General features: G+C 63.9%; 17 protein-coding genes. 6 read left to right on the top strand and 11 right to left on the bottom strand.

The window, feature by feature from the left end; all coding sequences use genetic code 11:
- Positions 1 to 137: 137 nt before the first annotated feature.
- The 7 genes from HWE01_RS18130 to HWE01_RS18160 are packed head-to-tail and all read right to left on the bottom strand — an operon-like array spanning position 138 to position 7,966.
- The gene (locus HWE01_RS18130) at positions 138 to 932 is read right to left on the bottom strand and encodes a GntR family transcriptional regulator (protein WP_008327786.1); all 795 of its coding nucleotides are present in this window, start codon (positions 930 to 932) and stop codon (positions 138 to 140) included.
- Between the two features lie 13 nt (positions 933 to 945).
- A complete protein-coding gene (locus tag HWE01_RS18135; protein WP_241822500.1) occupies positions 946 to 2,565 on the bottom strand; it encodes a gamma-glutamyltransferase family protein in 1,620 nt (539 codons plus the stop codon).
- Between the two features lie 52 nt (positions 2,566 to 2,617).
- A complete protein-coding gene (locus HWE01_RS18140) occupies positions 2,618 to 3,595 on the bottom strand; it encodes an ABC transporter ATP-binding protein (RefSeq protein ID WP_008327788.1) in 978 nt (325 codons plus the stop codon).
- Positions 3,596 to 3,605: 10 nt separating this feature from the next.
- A complete protein-coding gene (locus tag HWE01_RS18145) occupies positions 3,606 to 4,565 on the bottom strand; it encodes an ABC transporter ATP-binding protein (protein WP_241822501.1) in 960 nt (319 codons plus the stop codon).
- Positions 4,566 to 4,574: 9 nt separating this feature from the next.
- Positions 4,575 to 5,450 (bottom strand): ABC transporter permease, encoded by an 876-nt coding sequence (locus HWE01_RS18150; RefSeq protein ID WP_008327790.1) that lies wholly within the window; start codon positions 5,448 to 5,450, stop codon positions 4,575 to 4,577.
- 38 nt (positions 5,451 to 5,488) lie between these two features.
- Complete coding sequence (locus tag HWE01_RS18155; RefSeq protein ID WP_008327791.1) at positions 5,489 to 6,463, bottom strand: ABC transporter permease; 975 nt, start codon at positions 6,461 to 6,463, stop codon at positions 5,489 to 5,491.
- Between the two features lie 3 nt (positions 6,464 to 6,466).
- Positions 6,467 to 7,966, bottom strand: coding sequence for an ABC transporter substrate-binding protein (locus HWE01_RS18160; RefSeq protein ID WP_241822503.1), 1,500 nt, complete (start codon positions 7,964 to 7,966; stop codon positions 6,467 to 6,469).
- A gap of 427 nt (positions 7,967 to 8,393) precedes the next feature.
- Here HWE01_RS18160 and HWE01_RS18165 point away from each other — a divergent pair, with 427 nt between their 5' ends.
- Positions 8,394 to 8,855 (top strand): MarR family winged helix-turn-helix transcriptional regulator, encoded by a 462-nt coding sequence (locus HWE01_RS18165; RefSeq protein WP_008327793.1) that lies wholly within the window; start codon positions 8,394 to 8,396, stop codon positions 8,853 to 8,855.
- A 358-nt stretch (positions 8,856 to 9,213) separates the two neighbouring features.
- Positions 9,214 to 10,233, top strand: a complete 1,020-nt coding sequence (locus HWE01_RS18170) for an alpha/beta hydrolase (RefSeq protein WP_008327794.1) — start codon at positions 9,214 to 9,216, stop codon at positions 10,231 to 10,233.
- 117 nt (positions 10,234 to 10,350) lie between these two features.
- Here the strand turns inward: HWE01_RS18170 and HWE01_RS18175 are convergent, their stop codons facing one another.
- On the bottom strand, positions 10,351 to 11,019 hold the full coding sequence (locus tag HWE01_RS18175; RefSeq protein WP_241822504.1) for an alpha/beta hydrolase: 669 nt from the start codon (positions 11,017 to 11,019) through the stop codon (positions 10,351 to 10,353).
- Positions 11,020 to 11,197: 178 nt separating this feature from the next.
- Between HWE01_RS18175 and HWE01_RS18180 the strand changes: the two genes are divergently transcribed.
- Positions 11,198 to 11,875: a hypothetical protein gene (locus HWE01_RS18180; RefSeq protein WP_008327796.1), complete on the top strand. Its 678-nt coding sequence runs from the start codon at positions 11,198 to 11,200 to the stop codon at positions 11,873 to 11,875.
- Between the two features lie 44 nt (positions 11,876 to 11,919).
- On the opposite strand, the gene mog is transcribed toward HWE01_RS18180, so the two are convergent.
- Positions 11,920 to 12,549 carry a molybdopterin adenylyltransferase gene (mog, locus tag HWE01_RS18185; RefSeq protein WP_034350180.1) on the bottom strand — a complete coding sequence of 210 codons (630 nt, stop codon included), beginning with the start codon at positions 12,547 to 12,549 and terminating at the stop codon, positions 11,920 to 11,922.
- Positions 12,539 to 13,144 (bottom strand): ribosome biogenesis factor YjgA, encoded by a 606-nt coding sequence (yjgA, locus tag HWE01_RS18190; RefSeq protein ID WP_008327798.1) that lies wholly within the window; start codon positions 13,142 to 13,144, stop codon positions 12,539 to 12,541. Before yjgA ends, mog begins: the two co-directional genes overlap by 11 nt.
- Positions 13,145 to 13,219: 75 nt before the next feature.
- Here yjgA and pmbA point away from each other — a divergent pair, with 75 nt between their 5' ends.
- The 3 genes from pmbA to HWE01_RS18205 all read left to right on the top strand — a co-directional run bounded on the left by pmbA (position 13,220) and on the right by HWE01_RS18205 (position 16,824).
- Positions 13,220 to 14,584, top strand: coding sequence for a metalloprotease PmbA (pmbA, locus tag HWE01_RS18195; protein WP_241822505.1), 1,365 nt, complete (start codon positions 13,220 to 13,222; stop codon positions 14,582 to 14,584).
- Between the two features lie 67 nt (positions 14,585 to 14,651).
- Entirely contained in the window at positions 14,652 to 15,143 is a 492-nt protein-coding gene (locus tag HWE01_RS18200) for a GNAT family N-acetyltransferase (RefSeq protein WP_008327800.1), read from the top strand.
- 82 nt (positions 15,144 to 15,225) lie between these two features.
- On the top strand, positions 15,226 to 16,824 hold the full coding sequence (locus tag HWE01_RS18205; RefSeq protein WP_175345048.1) for an MDR family MFS transporter: 1,599 nt from the start codon (positions 15,226 to 15,228) through the stop codon (positions 16,822 to 16,824).
- Positions 16,825 to 16,904: 80 nt separating this feature from the next.
- On the opposite strand, the gene HWE01_RS18210 is transcribed toward HWE01_RS18205, so the two are convergent.
- On the bottom strand, positions 16,905 to 18,398 hold the full coding sequence (locus HWE01_RS18210) for a cryptochrome/photolyase family protein (RefSeq protein WP_241822506.1): 1,494 nt from the start codon (positions 18,396 to 18,398) through the stop codon (positions 16,905 to 16,907).
- Between the last annotated feature and the right edge of the window lie 196 nt (positions 18,399 to 18,594).

The following is an 18,594-nucleotide window of genomic DNA, read 5'->3' on the forward strand; positions in this document are numbered from 1 at the left end:
TCCCTCCGGGTTCTGTCCAGAAAGGGCGCTGGCCGCGTTGCGCTCCTTGCGTGTGGCACCGCCACACGACGCGTCGCACGCCTTGCCAGCGCCCTTTCTGGACAGAACGCATCTCACGCCTATTTATGAAATGGGTTCTAGAAAGACCGCCGCACCCGCACCGACACATACGCAGGCGGCTTGGTAGTGGCCGTGGCCCGCGCACTGTGCAGGCGGTGCAGGGTGATCTGATTGACATCGGCATGGCTGCCATCGATGTGCTCACCCATCAGACGCATCGCTGCATCGGCGTCTGCTGCGGCGATGCAGTCGAGGATGGCGGCATGTTCCTCGTAGGTCGAATGCAGGCAATCGCCATAGAGAAAATCCAGCCGCCGCACGATGCGGATGCGATCGGTGAGACGGTCGAAGGTTTCGGCCATCTCCTGGTTGCCGGCCGCCCGCACCAGCGTCTGGTGAAAGACCTCATCGAGCTGCGCGGCCTTGGGGCCATCCAGTTCGCGCAAGCCGGCGGCCACGCACCAGGTGCTGCGCAGACCGGCCAGCACGCTCTGGTCACCTGCCTGCGTGCACAGGCGGCGCACGGCGTGGGTCTCGATGAGCTTGCGCATTTCGTAGAGATCGGCAAAGCGCTTGAAGTCGATCGGCACCACCTCCCAGCCACCGCGCACGTAGCCCTGCATCAGGCCATCGTTCTGCAGGCGTTGCAGCGCCTGCCGCACCGGCGTACGCGAGACCTTGAAATACGCCGCAATCTCGGTCTCGGTGATCTGGTCACCGGGCAATAGGCGCATGTCGAAGATGTCCTGGCGCAGTTGCGCATAGACATATTCGGGCAGGGAACCATTGCGCACCTGTGCCTCCTCGCCCTCGGCGTCGGGGACGAGGGCGGCAGCAGCGGGTTCGGTGGTGGAGGCAGCCAGGCTTTTCACGATGGAGACTTTCTTACCATGCCGCCACACTGCCATCGGTACGCGGTTCGGTCCCGCCGCAGAGCACGCCTTCGTCATTGCGCCAGATGATCTGGCCGCGACCGAAACCGAGCTGGTTGCCCGACCACGACACTTCGTGTCCCAGCCCGCCCAGGCCACGGAAGAGATGTTCGGCCGTGGTGTGCTCGATGCTGACCTTGTTTCCTTTCTCCCATTCCCAGCGCGGTGCGTCCAGCGCGGCTTGTGGATTGAGGCCGAAGTCGACGGTGTTCATCACCATCTGCACATGGCCCTGCGGCTGCATGAAGCCGCCCATCACGCCGAAGGGGCCGACGGCCTGGCCATTGCGTGTCATGAAGCCGGGAATGATGGTGTGATACGGTCGCTTGCCCGGTGCCAGCACATTGGGATGCCCGGCTTCCAGCGTGAAATTGTTGCCGCGATTGTGGAGCGCGATGCCCGTGCCTGGCACCACCAGGCCCGAGCCGAAGCCCATGTAGTTGCTCTGGATGAAGGACACCATGTTGCCCTCGGCATCGGCCGTGCACAGGTACACCGTACCGCCGCGCGAAGGGTCGCCCGCCACCGGCAGCGTGGCGCGCGGACCGATCAGCTTGCGGCGCTCGTCGGCATAGGCGTCCGACAGCAATTGCTCCACCGTCACCTTCATGTGCGCCGGATCGGCGATGTGGGCCAGGCCATCGGCATAGGCCAGCTTGATGGCTTCGATCTGGCGGTGATAAGTGGTCAGGGTGTCGCGTTCGCTGAAGTCGTAGGCCTTCAGCAGGTTCAGCGCCATCAGGGCCACCATGCCGTGGCCGTTGGGCGGAATTTCCCAGACGTCATAGCCGCGATAGTTCACCCCGATGGGGTCCACCCACTCCGGCTGGAAGGCCGCCAGGTCGGAGGCCTGCATATATCCTCCGGCCTGCTGCACGAAGCCGGCAATCTTTTCTGCCAGGGCACCGCGATAGAAGCTCTCGGCGTTGTCTTCGGCAATCGCCTGCAGGGTGGCGGCATGACCCGCCGAGCGCCACAGCTGGCCGGCTTGCGGGGCTTGCCCATCGATGCAGAAGGTGTCGAACCAGGGCTGGAAATGCGCTTCCTTGAATTCGCGCCTGAAGTTCTGCTGCGCCACCTGCCACGCATGCGCCACCATCGGCGAGACCGGGAAGCCCTCACGCGCCAGCGTGACGGCACCGGCCATGGAATCGGTCAGGGCCAGCTTGCCGAAGCGCCTGGCCATGGCAGCCCAGGCGCTTGGCGTACCTGGCACCGTGACGGGCAGGGCACCATATTTCGGGACGTCCTTCAGGCCGGCACCGGTGAGCTTGTCGGCGCAAATCGACTGTGGCGCCGGGCCGCTGGCGTTGAGTCCATGCAGCTTGCCGCCATGCCAGACCAGCGCAAAGGCATCGCCGCCGATGCCGTTGGCGGTAGGTTCCACCACCGTCAGCGCAGCCGCGGCGGCGATGGCCGCATCGATGGCATTGCCACCGCGCTGCAGGACTTCCAGGCCCGCTTGCGCGGCCAGCGGCTGCGAGGTCGCCACCATGCCACGACGGGCATAGACGGCGCTGCGGCGCGAGAAATAGGGATAGTGGTTGCTGCTGAAGTCGGGGAAGGCGGGCATGGCAGTCTCTCGTTCTTGGTTCAGGGGCGTATTTTAGCGGGGCGCTCGCGCCTCATGTCGGGCGCAGCGTCAACTCAGGCCGGCTCAGATGGCAGGCCACGGTATGGGTGGGGCTGATCTTTACTGCCGGTGGCGTCTCGGTCCTGCATACCTCCATGCAGGACGGGCAGCGCGGATGGAAATGACAGCCTGTGGGCGGCGCTGCCGGATTGGGAATGCTGCCCTGCAGGACGATGCGTTCGCGTTTTTCGCGCGGATGTTCACGTGGAATGGCCGAGAGCAGCGCCTGGGTGTAGGGATGGCGCGGCTGGGTGTAGACCTCTTCACATGTGCCCGATTCCACCATGCGACCGAGGTACATCACGCCGATGCTGTCGCTGACGTGGCGGATCACGGCCAGGTCGTGCGAGACGAACAGGTAAGTCAGGCCCAGTTCCTGTTGCAGCTCGCGCAGCAGATTGAGAATCTGCGCCTGGATCGATACGTCCAGCGCCGACACGGCTTCATCGGCCACCACCAGCTTGGGCCGCGTGATGATGGCGCGGGCGATGCCCACGCGCTGGCGCTGGCCGCCGGAGAATTCATGCGGATGGCGCGCCGCGTAGGCCGGGTTCAGGCCGACCATCTCCAGCGCCTCGGCCACCTTGCGCTTGCGGGTGGCGCGGTCGTGCAGCTTGTGCACGATCAGCGGTTCTTCCAGCACTTCGCCGATGGTCATGCGCGGGTTCAGTGAGGCGTACGGGTCCTGGAACACCATCTGCATATGCCGCCGCATGGCGCGCAGCTGGCCTTCGGGCAGCAGGGTCAGTTCCTGGCCCATGAAGCGCACGCTGCCTTCGCTGGGTTCGATCAGGCGCAGCACGCTGCGCCCGGTGGTGGACTTGCCGCAGCCGGATTCGCCGACCAGGCCCAGGGTCCGGCCTTCGGCGATGCTGAAGGAGACGTCGTCGACTGCCTTGACGATGCTGCCACCGGCGGCGAAATGTTTTTTCAGTCCGTGGACTTCGAGCAGGGGAGGAAGTGGGGTCATGTTCTCGCCTTCAATGCGGATACCAGCAGCGCACGTTGTGACCATTGCCCAGATCTTCCAGCACTGGCATCTCCTGGCGGCAGATGTCCTGGGCGCGGCTACAGCGGGCGGCGAAGCGGCAGCCTTGCGTGACGGTGCCGGGCGGCGGCACGCTGCCGGGAATGGCCGTCAGCGGCGCGCCGGGCGTGGCGTCCAGGGCGGGGCGGGCGCGCATCAAGGCGTGCGTGTAAGGGTGGGCGGGACGGTCGAACAGGTCCTCCGCGCTGCTCTGTTCGACCACCTGGCCGGCATACATCACCACCACGCGCTGGCACATCTCGGCCACCACGCCGAGGTCGTGGGTGATCATCAGGATGGAGGTTTTCTGCTCGCGCTTGAGGTCGCGCATCAGGTCCAGGATCTGCGCCTGGATGGTCACATCCAGCGCCGTGGTGGGTTCGTCGCAGACCAGCAGCCGGGGCTGGCACAGCAGGGCCATGGCGATCATGACGCGCTGACGCATGCCGCCCGAGAGGCTGTGCGGATATTCGTCCACCAGCTGCGCGGCACGGGACAGGCCCACACGTTCGAGCATGCCAATGACCTTGGCGTGGATCTCCTGGCGCGGCAACGGGGTGTGGATGCGCAGCATTTCGCCCAGCTGGTCGCCGATGCGATGCAGCGGGTTCAGCGAGGTCATCGGCTCCTGGAAGATCATGGCGATCTCCTTGCCACGGATGCCGCGCAGGGTGGCCTCATCGGCCTGCAGCAGATCGCGCTCGCCGAAGCGGATGGCCCCCGACAACCTGGCCTGGCTGGCCATGGGGAACAGGCGCAGGATGGACAGCGCGGTGACGCTCTTGCCGCAGCCGGATTCCCCCAGCAGACCCACGGTTTCATCCTGGCCCAGAGAAAAGGATACGCCGTCAACCGGTGCAACGCGGCGGCCGTGGTTGAGAAATTCGATCTTGAGATTCTCGATGGTGAGCATGGGTGTTCCTCAGCGGCTCAGTTTGGGGTCGAACACTTCGCGGATGCCGTCGCCCAGCAGGTTGAACCCCAGCACCACCAGGAAGATCGCCAGCCCCGGCCACATGGCCAGCATCGGCGTGGTGTTCAGGTAGCCCTGGGCGATATGCAGCATGGACCCCCAGCTCGGGTCTTCCGGCTTGGCGCCCAGGCCGAGATAGGAGAGCCCGGCTTCGGCGATGATGGCCGTGCCCATGGCGAAGGTGGCCTGGATCACCAATGGCGCCAGTGAATTGGGCAGGATGTAGCGCCACATGATGCGCAGGTGCCCGGCACCGATGGAGCGCGCCGCCATCACGTAGTCGAGATTGCGGATGGTCATGGCCTGGCCGCGCGCCAGGCGCACGAAGGAAGAGGTGAAGCCGATGCCCACCGCCACCATGGCATTGTAGAAGCCGCCACCCAGCGCCGCCGCCAGGGCCAGCGCCAGGATCAGCGAGGGAAAGGCTTGCAGGGCATCGACCACGCGCATGACGATGGCATCGACGGCGCCGCGATAGTAACCGCTGACGATGCCGATGGGCACGCCCAGTGAAAAGGCCAGCCCGACCGAGATCAGCGCTGCCTGCAGCGAGATGCGCGAACCGTAGAGCATGCGCGTGTAGATGTCGCGGCCCAGGTCATCGGTGCCGAGCCAGTGCGCGGCACTGGGACCAGACAGTAGATTGCCGTAGTCCTGGTCAAAAATCGGATCGTACCGGGCCAGTACCGGTGCACATATCGCCAACAGGACCAGTACGGTGATGATCACCGCACCGATCACCGCCAGACGGTTGCGGCTGAAGCGGCGCAGGGTGCGCCAGCGCGGCAGCGCTGGCAGGGCCTGTGCAGGAGAGGGAGGGTTCATGTCGGGAGACGTCATGGTTGGGGGCGTGCAGCAGACAGTCAGCGGGCGATGCGCGGGTCGATCACGCTGTAGAGCAGATCCACGCACAGGTTGACGATGACCACCATGACGGTTGCGGCCAGTACACCGGCCTGTACCGTGACGTAGTCGCGCTGGAAGATGGCATCGACGATCATCTTGCCCATGCCGGGAATGCCGAAGATGCTCTCGGTGATCACCAGCCCGCCCAGCATGCCCGAGACCATCAGCCCGCTGGCGGTGACCACCGGGATCATGGCATTGCGCAACGCATGGCCCAGCACTACCTGCCAGTCGCGCAGGCCCTTGGAGAAGGCGGTGCGGATGTAATCCTCGTTGAGCACTTCCAGGAGGCTGCTGCGCACCATGCGCATGAGGATGGCCGATTCGCGCAGGCCGGTCACGACCATGGGCATGATCATGGCGATCAGGTTGGCATGCCAGTCCACCGACAGCGGCACGAAGCCCGAGGCGGGCAGCCAGCCCAGCTTGACCGCAAACAGAATGATGAACAGCATGCCCAGCCAGAAGTGCGGCACCGACATGCCGAACAATGCAATCAAGGTACCGATGGCATTGGCCCAGCCGCGCGGACGTGCCGCCGACAGGATGCCGGCCGGCACCGCAATGAGCACGGCCACCAGGAAGCTGCCGATGGCCAGCTCGATGGTCACCGGCAGGCGTTGCCAGAGGGCATCGGCCACCGGGGTGTTGTCGATGAAGGACCGCCCCAGGTCGCCATGCAGCACCGCCCACAGCCAGTGCCCGTACTGCACCAGCAGCGGATCATCCAGCCCCAGTTTCAGGCGCAGGGCGGCTGCCGCTTCCGGCGTGGCTTCCATGCCGAGGATGGCGGCCACCGGATCGCCCGGCAGCACCGCCAGCAGGGAAAACACCACCATGCTCACCAGCAGCAGGGTGGGGACCGACAGCAGCAGTCGCCGGACCAGCTTGGGCAGGCGCGGCAACGCCAGCGGCTTGAGCGAGCTGGCCATGACTTACTTGGAGACGGTGGCGGTCCGGATCACACCATCGGGCACGTACTGGAAGCCCTTGACCGATTTGGCGATGCCGAAGAGCACGTTGTCATGCACGATGTAGATGTAGGGCACTTCCTTGACCAGTATCGCCATGGCCTGCTCGTAGAGCGTCTTGCGCTTGGCCTGGTCGCCTTCCACCCGGGCCTGCTGCAGCAGGTCGTCCACTTCCTTGGCGCCGAAGTGGGAGTAGTTCAGAGAGCCATTGGTGGTGACGAAGTCATAGATGTTCTGGTCCGGATCGGGACGTCCGCTCCAGCCCACGAAGAGGCCCTCGAAGTTGCCGGTCTTGCCGGCCTCGATCTGGGTCGCCAGTTCGGTCTTCTCCAGTGTGACGGTGATGCCGGCCGGGCGCAGCATGCCCTGGATCATCTGGCCGACCTGCAATTCATCGGGCGTGGTCGGCAGGGTCAGCTTGAAGCTGAAACCACCTTCCTTGCCGGCGGCCTTGAGCAGGGCCTTGGCGCGGGCCACATCCACCTTGGGCGGCACATCGCTGGGACCGTTGGCGAACTGCGCCTTGGAGAAGGGGGAGTGGCCCGGTGCCACCGCATTGTTGTAGACCACCTTGGCGATGGCGTTGCGGTTGATCAGGATGTCGACGGTTTCACGCACTTCCTTCTTGTCGAACGGGGGCTTGGCGGTATTCATGTAGAAACCGCGGAAGCCCAGCGACGGCTTGTTCAGTACCGTGTAGCTGGCATTGGCCGGGACGTTGGTGATTTCCTTGTAGGGGAAGCGGTTGCTGATGTCGACCTGGCCGCTGCGCAGGTTGTTGAAGGCCACATTGACGTCCGGCATGATCTTGTAGACCACTTCATCCACCTTGGGCAGGCCGGCGCGCCAGTAGTCGGGATTCTTCTTCAAGGTGATGGTGGCGCCTTTGAGCCGGCCTTCATAGATGAAGGGGCCGGTGCCGACCGGATGGTTGACGTAGTCCTCGCCGTATTTCTTCACGGCGGCCGGTGACGACATCATGCCCGAACGGTCGGTGAGAACGGACAGGAAAGGGGCGAAGGGCGTGGACAGATCCAGCTTGATGGTGTGCTCGTCCACCACCGTGATCTTGCTGATGTACTTGAGCTCGTTGCGGCGCAGGGAGGTCTTCTCCTGGCCGCGCAGCAGATTGAACTCCACCGCCTTGGCATCGAAGGGCGTACCGTCCTGGAACTTGACGCCTTTGCGCAGGTAGAGCGTGTAGGTCTTCTGATCGTCGGAGACGGTCCAGCGCTCGGCCAGCATGGGAACGATCTTGCCTTCCCCATCCAGGTCCAGCAGCTTGTCGAAGATGCTCTGGTAGACGATACGCTCGTTGAGCATGGATGACTGCGTCGGGTCGAGCTTGCCGGGATCGGCATCCAGGGAGATGTTGAGCGTCACCGCCAGCGCGGGCAGGGCGCAGGTGGCCAGCACGGCCGAGGACATCGCGGACAGCAGGAAACGGGAGACACGCTGGTTCATTCGTTTTTCCTTTCAGAAGTCATCACGGATGGAGCGCAACCGGCCTGGGCGGCAAGCCCGCCTGCCGCGGCCATCGGGCCAGCTTAGGCGATGGAAACGGTGAAGGCAAGGACGGATACGTCAATGTATACAACAAAGAAGACATGCAGGAAGCGTGCCATCGCGTCAGCTTCGCGTCAGTTGGCAAGGGTGTATCGCCGGTTGGGAAAGTGATGGACTGGGACCTTCTTGAGGATGGGGGGGCACGCCTTGCTTCTGCCCCGATGGCGGGCGCGCCCCTACCTTGCGGGGCAGGCATGCCCAGTGAAGGTGCACACGGGCGGAGTGGCTGGCCCCAAGACGGGACGTGGCGCGGCCGCGACGGCTGTCCATCCATTTTTAATTAAATCGCTTGCTATTTAATTTTGGCCTCGCTAAACTGCGCTGCATGAATTCGAAAACAGACAAACGCAAGTCGGCCCCGCTGCTGGATGCCCAGTTGTGTTTTGCGCTGTACTCGACCTCGCTGTCGATGAGCAAGCTCTATCGCAAGCTCTTGCGCAACATGGGCATCACCTATTCGCAGTACCTGGTGCTGATGGTGTTGTGGGAGCAGGATGAGTTGACCGTCTCCGAGATCGGTGAGCGCCTGGTGCTGGATTCGGCCACGCTCACGCCGCTGCTCAAGCGCATGCAGGCGCAGGGCCTGGTGAGCCGGGAACGCGCCGCCAGCGATGAGCGGCAGGTGGTCATCTCGCTCACCGCCGAGGGCGACAAGCTGCGTGAACAGGCAGCCGATCTGCCGCGCGAAGTCTTGCGCGCCACCGAGTCGAGCGCCGCCGAGCTGACGGCGATGAAGGAAGAGCTGATGGCCCTGCGTGCCCGCCTGCACAAGAATACGGGCGAGTGAGCAGGGTGGTTTGAAGGGATGAGGTGGCCAAGCCGAGTCCCTTTTTGAAAATTTAATATATAGTGCGCTATTAAATAGTTTATTAGTTTATTGTGACTGGAGCGATGCGGGAAAACCTTCGCTCCCGGCATGCAGGTCAGGTGGCATCGCCTGAATGCACCGTTATACGCAGAGCCAATAGCATCAAATAAGTAGTTTGCTATTTAATAGTGTTTTATGTTTATTGCCGCAAGGCGCGATTTTCTGGCGTCGTACGCCAGGGCAGTACCGCAGTACCACGCAATACGAAAGCAGTTCCCTCGCAGCACCTACCCGGTGAACCTCACCGATCCGATCATCAGAGAAAAGGAAGAAGATCATGACCTCGTTCAAGCAACTCGCTACCGTCGCCGCCATCGGCCTGGTTGTTGGCAACGCCTACGCTGCCGGTGACGCCGGCGTGGAACCGACCACCCAAGCCTTCCTGCAGGCGCTGGAAGCCGGCGGTGGCAAGCCCCTGGAGCAGCTCTCGCCGCAGGATGCGCGCGCCGTCCTGGTCGGTGCGCAAGCCAGCGTGAAGCTGGACCTGCCCAAGGCCGACGTCTCGGAAAAGACCATCACCGCGGACGGCCAGCAGATCAAGCTGACCATCGTGCGTCCGGCCGGTGTGACCAAGACCTTGCCGGCCTTCATGTTCTTCCATGGTGGCGGCTGGGTGCTGGGCGATTTCCCGACCCACGAGCGCCTGGTGCGTGACCTGGTGGCCAACTCCGGTGCGGTGGCCGTGTTCGTGAACTACACCCCCTCGCCGGAAGCCGGTTACGGCGTGGCCATCAATCAGGCTTACGCTGCCACGAAATGGGTGGCCGAGCATGGCCGTGAAATCAAGGTCGACGGCAAGCGCCTGGCCGTGGCCGGCAACAGCGTCGGGGGCAACATGGCCGCCGTCGTGGCGCTGATGGCCAAGGAAAAGGGCGGCCCCGCCCTGCGTTCGGAAGTGCTGCTGTGGCCGGTGACCGATGCCAACTTCGAAACGGCCTCCTACAACCAGTTCGCCAATGGCTACTTCCTCACCAAGAACATGATGAAGTGGTTCTGGGACAGCTACACCACCGATGCCGCCAAACGCAAGGAAATCACCGCCTCGCCGCTCAACGCCACCCCGGCCCAACTGGCCGGCCTGCCGCCGACCCTGATCCAGACCGCCGAAAAGGATGTGCTGCGTGACGAAGGCGAAGAATACGGCCGCAAGCTGCAAGCCGCTGGCGTGGCCGTGACCACGGTGCGCTATGACGGCATGATCCACGACTTCGGTCTGTTGAACGTGCTGGCCAAGGTGCCCGCCGTGCAGACCGCGATGCGCCAGGCTGGCGAGGAACTGAAGTTCCACCTGAAGTAATCGCAAGACTTTCCTGTGCCAGCATTGGCGCAGGAGAAACGACAACGCCCCCGCACGCGTGCATCGTGCGGGGGCGTTGTCATTGCCAGTGTAGTTGCAGGCGCCGGGTAATCGGACTCAGGTCAGCACCTTGGTCAGCCATGTGCCGATATCCTCGACTTCCTCGCCACACACCGAGTGCTGCATCGGATAGTCGTGCCACTCCACCTTGTGGCCCAGTTGCGTGAGCAGCTCGCGTGACTTGAGCGCGCGCTCCAGCACCACCACCGGGTCCATGGTGCCGTGGGCCATGAAGATCGGCGTATCGTGATTGGCGGTGTGCCGCTCGGCCTCGATGGTGGAGGCCAGCGGCAGATAGCCGGACAGGCACATCAGGCCGGCCAGTCGCTCAGGATGGCGCAGGCCGGTCTGCAGCGTCATGGCGCAGCCTTGCGAGAAACCGGCCAGCACGATGCGCTCGGCGGGGATGCCACGCGCCCGCTCCTGGGCGATCAGTGCTTCGATGGCGGCTTGCGAGGCACGCAGGCCGGGTTCGTCTTCACGACGCACCAGGTCGGGCGCGAAGATGTCGTACCAGGCGCGCATGACGTAACCGCCGTTGATGGTCACCGGCATGGTCGGCGCAGTGGGGAAGATGAAGCGGATCGCCGGACAGCCGGACAGGTCCAGCTCGCGCACGATGGGCACGAAGTCCGAGCCATCGGCACCCAGGCCGTGCAGCCAGATGACGGAGGCGGTGGGGTTGGGAGCGGTATCGATCTGTATCGTCTCGAGGGGAGCGGACATGGATGTGCGGTTCCTGTTGCGGTCGTTGTAGGGAAGGGCAGGGCGCGGCATTTGTGTCTGTCCTTGCGCGGGAGCACAATACGGCCTTGCCCCTTGTCATGCAGAGCGTCTGTGCTGCAATGGGCTGACATCATACGATGAACGCCGCCCTCATGGCGGTGCCGTACAAGGAAAACCCATGATCCGCATTCCATCGCGCCGCCTGTCGGCGTCGTCGCTATTGTCTTCGCTACTGGCCGCTGCACTGGCCTTCGCACCGTTGGCCGGTCACGCCGAGGCCGAGGGCCGGCTGTTCCAGCCACGCGGCGAAAACCTCATGATCTCGCCGCCACCCGGCTGGCGCCTGGCCTACATGGATGGCGATCCCGACGGCAATTACGTGGTCGATTTCCTGCCGCCCAACGAAGCCCACGATTCCTGGCGCGAGGGCTACATGGGCGTACAGCGCCGCGGCTTTCCTGCAGCCGGCCTGCTGGCCAACATCCAGGCGCGCAACCTGAGCGTGGCGCAGGTGGCCCTGAGTGAGGTGATGCAGGGTGCCCAGCGCAACTGCCCGGGCCGCTTCGTGGCCATGGCGCAGAAGGACGGCAGTACCAACAACATTCCGGTCTCTGTCAGTGGTGGCTTCTGCGACCGTACCGGTCCAGTTGCGCCCTATGGCGAGGGAACTGTACTGGCGGTGTATCAGGGCAAGCAGCAACTGTTCGTGGTGCAGTTCAGCTGGCGTCCGCCGACCGAAAACAGTTTCCGGCAATATCCCTACCGGATCTCGCCGGCCGGTCTGCAACAGTACCTGGATCTGCTCAATGCAGCCACGCTGTGCGGCGGACCGGATGAGGGGAAGTGTCCGAACTGAAGGAGGGAGGGCGGGCGCGCATCGCAGTGCGGCCCGCAGATGGCTTACCTGCTGGCGGGCCGGATCGCTGACTTGGGGCGGAAGGCCTTGCAGACGGTGTCATCGGTCTCGATGTAGGGGCCACCGATGAGGTCGATGCAGTAGGGGATGGCGGCGAAGATGCCGGGTACCTTGACCTTGCCGTCCTCGTCCTTCAAGCCTTCCAGCGTCTCGCGGATGGACTTGGGCTGGCCGGGCAGGTTCAGCACCAGCGCGGCATGGTCGTCGGTCTCGCGGATGACGGCGACCTGGCGCGAGAGGATGGCCGTAGGCACGAACTGCAGGCTGATCTGGCGCATCTGTTCGCCGAAGCCCGGCATTTCCCTGGTACCGACGGCCAGCGTGGCTTCGGGCGTGACATCGCGGCGCGACGGGCCGGTGCCACCGGTGGTCAGCACCAGGTCGCAACGGGCCACATCGACCAGTTCCACCAGGGTCTGTTCGATCTGTGCACGTTCATCGGGGATCAGGCGGGTCTCGACTTCGAAGGTGCTGGTGAGCGCTTTGCCCAGCCATTCCTGCAGGGCAGGGATGCCCTGGTCCTGGTAGACGCCGCCGGAGGCGCGGTCGGAGACGGAGACCAGTCCGACCCGCAGCACCTCACGGGCGACGGGCGTCACGGCCTCAGCGCTCATCGTCATCCTGCTCGTGGGCCTCATCCTCGGCGGCTTCGCTCTTGGCGCGTGCGGCCTGGGCCTGCAACTGCTTGAGGATCTGGAAGATTTCGCGGTAAGCCTTGGGCGGCTTGTTTTCCGCCTGCTCCTTGCGGGCATTGCGGATGAGCGTGCGCATGTGCTGCACATCGACTTCGGGATGGCGGTTCAGCAGTTCGGTCAGCGCCTGGTCGTCGGCCAGCAGCTTTTCACGGCGGCGTTCGAGGGCGTGCATGGCAGCGGTTTCCGCCTTGGAGGCACCGTGCCAGCTGTCGATGGTCTTCTGGATGATGGCCAGTTCATCGGGTTCCAGGGTGCGCATCTTCTTGCCCACGTACTGCATCTGGCGGCGACGGCCTTCGTGGTCCTTGATCTGCTGGCATTCGAGGATGGCGTCGCGCACGTCTTCGGGCATGGGCACGCGCTTGACGCGGTCACGCGGTTCGTTGACCAGCGATTCACCCAGCTTTTGCAGGGCATCCATCTCGCGCTTGAGCTGGGACTTGGAGGGGCGGTCGTATTCCTGTTCGAATTCGCTGGATTGGAATCCGACAGCACCGCGGTTGGCATTGGGCATATCGTGAGGTCGAGAAATAAAGCTTAACGGCTGCTATGATAACCGTTTTACCCGCATTTCAGAGAAAACAGGCTCATGAGCGATACCCCATTCACGCACAGTCAGGACCAGTTGAAGCAGTTGGCGCAGGATGTCCTGCGTTATGCCCGGGACAAGGGCGCCTCGGACGCCGCCGTCGACATCAGCGAGGGCAGTGGTCTGTCGGTAGCGGTGCGCAAGGGCAAGATCGAGACCATCGAGCAGAACAAGGACAAGGGCATCGGCGTGACGGTGTTCCTCGGAGAAGGCCGCCAGGTGCGGCGCGGCAACGCCAGCACCTCGGACTTTTCGCAGCAGGCGTTGAAGGAAACCGTCGAGGCGGCCTACAACATCGCCCGCTTCACCGCCATCGATGACTGCGCCGGCTTGCCCGACGCCGAGATGCTGGAAATGGCCCCGCGCGACCTGAAACTGTTTTCGCCATGGAACATTTCCGCCGAAGAAGCCGTTGCACTGGCCCAACGCTGCGAAACTGCCGCCCTCGAGACCGACCCGCGCATCACCAACAGCGAGGGGGCCGGCGTCTACGTGCAGCACTCGCATTTCATCGCGGCCAACAGTCGTGGCTTCATGGGCGGCTACCCGTTCTCGCGCCACACCATCTCGGTGGCGCCCATCGCCGGCAAGGGCGCGGGCATGCAGCGCGATGACTGGTATTCCTCCAAGCGCGATCCGAAGAAACTGGCCCAGCCAGAAGCCATCGGCCGCTACGCCGCCGAGCGCGCGCTGGCGCGCCTGAACGCGCGCAAGCTCACGACCCGCAAGTGCCCGGTGCTGTTCGAAGCCCCGCTGGCGGCGGGTCTTCTGGGTGCCTTCGTGCAGGCGGTGTCGGGCGGTGCGCTGTACCGCAAGTCGACCTTCCTGCTTGATTCGCTGGGCCAGCAGGTCTTCCCCGAGCACATCCAGATCCTGGAAGATCCGCACGTGGTCGGCGGTGTCGGTTCGGCTCCCTTCGACGAAGAAGGCGTGCGTACCGTCAGGCGTGAGGTGATCAAGGATGGCGTGGTGCAGGGCTACTTCCTGTCGACCTATTCGGCCCGCAAGCTGGGCATGCAGACCACCGGCAACTCGGGGGGCTCGCACAACCTCACGCTGCGCTCGGACCTGACCACCAAGGCCGATACCTTCAAGGGCATGTTGAAGAAGATGGGCAGCGGCCTCCTGGTGACCGAGCTGATGGGGCAGGGCGTGAACTACGTGACGGGCGACTATTCGCGTGGTGCCTCGGGTTACTGGGTCGAGAATGGCGTGATCCAGTATCCGGTGGAAGAAATCACCATCGCTGGCAACATGAAGGACATGCTGCGCCAGATCGTGGCCGTGGGCAATGACACGCTCATTCGCGGCACCAAGGAAACGGGTTCCATCCTGCTGGAAAACATGACCATCGCTGGCGACTGATCGTGCCGCACGCCGCCGGGAGACCGGCGGCGCCACGGCCAGCGCTGCCCACCCGGGGAGGCAAGCCATGGACGACATCCACATCCGGCGCGGCTATCTGCCAGGCGCCATCGGGCGTGTAGCCGAACTGCACGCGGCCTACTACACCGAGAACTGGAGCTTCGGGGTGTACTTCGAAGCGCGCATCGCCACTGAACTGGCGGCCTTCATGAGCCGCTACGATGACAGTCGCGACGGATTCTGGACCGCCACCGTGCATGGTCGCGTCGAGGGTTCGCTGACCATCGACGGCCAGCATGCGCAGCAGCAGGGGGCCTGGCTGCGCTGGTTCATCGCTTCCGAAAAACTGCGCGGACGCGGCGTGGGCGATGCCCTGCTGAGCGAAGCGGTCCGCTTCTGCGCGCAATGTGATTTCCCCTCGATCTACCTGTGGACCTTCGAGGGGCTGCACGCGGCCCACAAGCTCTATCAGCGCCACGGCTTCGTCCTCACCGAAGAGCGCATCGGCTCGCATTGGGGCGTCAAGCTCAACGAGCAGCGTTACGAACTGCTCTTGTAGGGCACACGGCAGGCCCGGCCGGGCAGCGCTAAAATGATGGTTTGGCGCATACGCGCAACTTCGGACATCCGCTCCCCGCAACATGGCCCTACACACCGATGCCGCTCACTCCAGCGGCCAAGTCCTGCCTTTTCGCGAATCCCTGCTGGCCACTCTGGGCATCTGCTTCGTCATCATGCTGGTGGCCCTGGACCAGACCATCGTCGGCACCGCGCTGCCGACCATCGTGGCCGAACTGAAGGGCTTCGAACTCTATGCCTGGGTCGCGACGGCCTATCTGCTGACCTCGGTCATCACCGTGCCCATCTTCGGGCGGCTGGGCGATTACTTCGGCCGCAAGCCATTCGTGATTGCTTCCATCATCGTCTTCGTCGGCGCTTCCGCCTTGTGCGGGATGGCCAACAGCATGCTCTTCCTGGTCATCGCGCGCGGTTTGCAGGGTATCGGTGGCGGCATGCTGGTGGGGACCTGTTTCGCTTCCGTGGCCGACCTGTTCCCCGATCCGCGCGTGCGCTTGCGCTGGCAGATCATCCTGTCGGTCTCCTTCGGCATCGCCACTGCAGTCGGTCCTTCGCTCGGTGGCTTCCTCACCCAGGGGCTGGGCTGGCGCTGGGTGTTCTACTGCAACCTGCCCATCGGCGTGCTGTCGCTGTATTTTGTCTGGCGCTTTGTGCCGCATATCCGCCACATGCAGCACGCCGGCAAGATGCGGCTGGACTGGCCCGGTGCGCTGTTGATTTCGCTCTCGCTGGGCAGCCTGCAATTGCTGGTGGAACTGCTGCCCAAGCGCGGCATCACCGGCGGCATGATGGTCTTGCTGGCAGTCTCGGTGGCGGCCTTCTATGCCCTGTGGAAGTGGGAGCAGCGCGCTGCGCAACCGATCCTGCCCTTCGAGATGATGCGCGACAAGGCACTGGCCAGTCTGTTCGTGTTGTCGGTGCTGGCGGGTTTTGCGATGTTCTCCTTGCTGATGTACGCACCGCTGCTGTTCCAGGGCGGATTCGGCCTGAGTCCGCGCGAGGCGGGCCTGCTCATTACACCGCTGGTGGCCTGCATCACCGTGGCCAGCATCGTCAATGGTCGCATCATCACGCGCATTCCCAATCCCAACCTGATGATGAATCTCGGCTTTGCGCTCATCGCCGCATCCTGTCTGGGCGTGGTGCTGTGTGACCGTAACACCGGCAATACCTTCCTGCTGGTGGTGATGCTGGCCGGTGGTTTCGGACTGGGACTGGTGCTGCCCAATCTCACCGTGTTTGCCCAGCAGGCCGCCGCGCGCGAACATCTGGGCATCGCCACGGCTTTGCTGCAATCGCTGCGCATGATCGGCGGGATGCTGGGTACGGCCATCACCGGCACGCTGGTCAGCCAGATGTATGGCGCGGGCGTGCAGAAGGCATTGGAAGGGGATCACGCGGCACAATGGCTCAAGGACTTCAGTGACCCCGAAGTGCTGGTCAATCATGACATCCAGTCGGTGCTGCTGGCCCGGCTGATGCAGGCCGGACATGACGGCTCGGCCCTGCTGGAAGCCGCGCGCGAGGCACTGGTGGGCGCCATTCACATGGGGATCGCCATTGCCATCGTGGCCGCGTTGGTCGGACTGTGGATGGTGCGCCGGGTGCCGCCGATCCGCTTCGACCAGGACAAGAAGGTGGAGCCGGTGATGTCGGAATGAACGGCGGCTCGGCTGCCTGGCGGCCCTGTTGCGATGGCGGTCAGGAACGGACTGGGTGCAGTCCGTTTTTTTTATCCCCCTTACTCTGCCGGTTCGGACTTCTTGACCACCGCATAGCGTGCCAGCGTGCGTTCGCGCGCCTCGGCGTGATCGACGATGGGACGCGGATAGTTCTGCCCCAGCGTCACCCCGGCCGAGAGGCGTTCATCGGGTGTGGCCGTCCAGGGCGCGTGGATGCGCTTGTCGGAGAGCCTGGCCAGTTGCGGCAGATAGCGACGGATGAACTTTCCATCCGGATCGAATTTCTCGGACTGTGTGACCGGATTGAAGATGCGGAAGTAGGGCTGGGCATCGCAGCCTGAGGACGAGGCCCACTGCCAGCCGCCATTGTTGGCGGACAGGTCGAAGTCGTTGAGGTGGCGTGCAAAATATTTTTCGCCGCGGCGCCAGTCGATGCCCAGGTCCTTGGTCAGGAAGCTGGCCACCACCATGCGCAGACGGTTGTGCATGTAGCCGGTCTGGTTGATCTGGGCCATGGCGGCGTCGACCAGCGGATAGCCGGTGCGGCCTTCGCACCAGGCGGCGAACAGTTCCTCGGCGTGCTGGCCTTGCTCCCATCGGATGGCGTCGTACTCGGGCTTGAAAGCCTGGTCGGTCACGCGCGGATGATGATGCAGGATCATGAAGTAGAAGTCGCGCCAGGTCAGTTCCGAGAGCCACACGGCGGCGCCGGCGGCGCCCTGTCCCGCGTGCATCGCCTGCATCGCCGCACGCGCGAGGGTACGGATGGAGACGGTGCCGAAGCGCAGGTGGATCGACAGATAGGAAGGACCCTTCACTGCCGGGAAATCGCGCGCCGTCCCATAGGCGCCGATACGGCCCAGGAAGTCCTCCAGCAGGGCCTCGGCACCGGACATGCCGGTTGGAATCTTCAGTTCGTCCAGATTGCTGGGTCTGAAGCCCAGTGCCTCGTGCGAGGGCAGTCCGTGGGGCGTCTTGGCGGCTGGCCTGGCCAGCACCTTGAAGTATTTTTCGACCGGGTAGGGCTTGAGGTAGAAGTCGCCGCCCGCCGCGGTCAGCCTGGCCATCCACGCGTTCTTGTAGGGCGTGAAGACGGAGAAGGGCCTGGCCGACTGCGTCAGCACTTCATCCTTTTCAAAGATCACCTGATCCTTGTAGCTGAGCAGTTGTGCGCCTTGTTTCTTCAGGGCCTGGGCGACCGCCGCATCGCGTTCTACTGCGGCGGGTTCGTAGTCGCTGTTGGTGAAGACTGCCTGCACCTCCAGTTCGGCAGCCAGGTTGGTGATGCAGCTGGCGGCCGGTCCATGCAGCACGATCAGTCCGCCGCCCGCTTTCTGCAGGGCCTGGTCCAGTTCGGCCACGCTGGCCAGCAGGAAATCGACACGGCGATCCTGCACCACGCCCTCGGCCTTGAGTGCATCGAGGATGTCGGTATCGAAGACGAACACGCACCACACGGAGCGGCTCTGCGAGAGCGCATAGTAGAGGGCGGCATGATCGGTGTGGCGCAGGTCACGGCGGAACCAGACCAGGGACTTGTCGAATTGGGGCATTGCGTGGCGATCAGAGTTGGCGGTGTGTCGCGGGATGAGCGGACGCGAAGAGCGTGCCGCTGCCATGGGCAGACCTTGCGCATGATAAAAGATTTCGCACCCGCCAATTTGCCTGAGATGGCGATGAACCTGCTTTGACGCGGACTGCTTGGATTCGTAATGAAGATGGGGGGAGGGCGGGCGCTTTGCTCGCGGT

The sequence above is a fragment of the Herbaspirillum sp. C7C8 genome (genome assembly GCF_022627875.1).
Lineage (GTDB): Bacteria > Pseudomonadota > Gammaproteobacteria > Burkholderiales > Burkholderiaceae_D > Herbaspirillum.

Bases quoted from the DNA above. Each gene is read 5' to 3' on its own strand.
- HWE01_RS18150 (WP_008327790.1), bottom strand. From the start codon at position 5,450: ATGAACCCTCCCTCTCCTGCACAGGCCCTGCCAGCGCTGCCGCGCTGG.
- yjgA (WP_008327798.1), bottom strand. From the start codon at position 13,144: ATGCCCAATGCCAACCGCGGTGCTGTCGGATTCCAATCCAGCGAATTC.
- HWE01_RS18170 (WP_008327794.1), top strand. From the start codon at position 9,214: ATGACCTCGTTCAAGCAACTCGCTACCGTCGCCGCCATCGGCCTGGTT.
- HWE01_RS18200 (WP_008327800.1), top strand. From the start codon at position 14,652: ATGGACGACATCCACATCCGGCGCGGCTATCTGCCAGGCGCCATCGGG.
- HWE01_RS18180 (WP_008327796.1), top strand. From the start codon at position 11,198: ATGATCCGCATTCCATCGCGCCGCCTGTCGGCGTCGTCGCTATTGTCT.
- HWE01_RS18210 (WP_241822506.1), bottom strand. From the start codon at position 18,398: ATGCCCCAATTCGACAAGTCCCTGGTCTGGTTCCGCCGTGACCTGCGC.
- HWE01_RS18155 (WP_008327791.1), bottom strand. From the start codon at position 6,463: ATGGCCAGCTCGCTCAAGCCGCTGGCGTTGCCGCGCCTGCCCAAGCTG.
- mog (WP_034350180.1), bottom strand. From the start codon at position 12,549: ATGAGCGCTGAGGCCGTGACGCCCGTCGCCCGTGAGGTGCTGCGGGTC.
- HWE01_RS18140 (WP_008327788.1), bottom strand. From the start codon at position 3,595: ATGACCCCACTTCCTCCCCTGCTCGAAGTCCACGGACTGAAAAAACAT.
- pmbA (WP_241822505.1), top strand. From the start codon at position 13,220: ATGAGCGATACCCCATTCACGCACAGTCAGGACCAGTTGAAGCAGTTG.
- HWE01_RS18145 (WP_241822501.1), bottom strand. From the start codon at position 4,565: ATGCTCACCATCGAGAATCTCAAGATCGAATTTCTCAACCACGGCCGC.
- HWE01_RS18135 (WP_241822500.1), bottom strand. From the start codon at position 2,565: ATGCCCGCCTTCCCCGACTTCAGCAGCAACCACTATCCCTATTTCTCG.
- HWE01_RS18205 (WP_175345048.1), top strand. From the start codon at position 15,226: ATGGCCCTACACACCGATGCCGCTCACTCCAGCGGCCAAGTCCTGCCT.
- HWE01_RS18165 (WP_008327793.1), top strand. From the start codon at position 8,394: ATGAATTCGAAAACAGACAAACGCAAGTCGGCCCCGCTGCTGGATGCC.
- HWE01_RS18160 (WP_241822503.1), bottom strand. From the start codon at position 7,966: ATGAACCAGCGTGTCTCCCGTTTCCTGCTGTCCGCGATGTCCTCGGCC.
- HWE01_RS18175 (WP_241822504.1), bottom strand. From the start codon at position 11,019: ATGTCCGCTCCCCTCGAGACGATACAGATCGATACCGCTCCCAACCCC.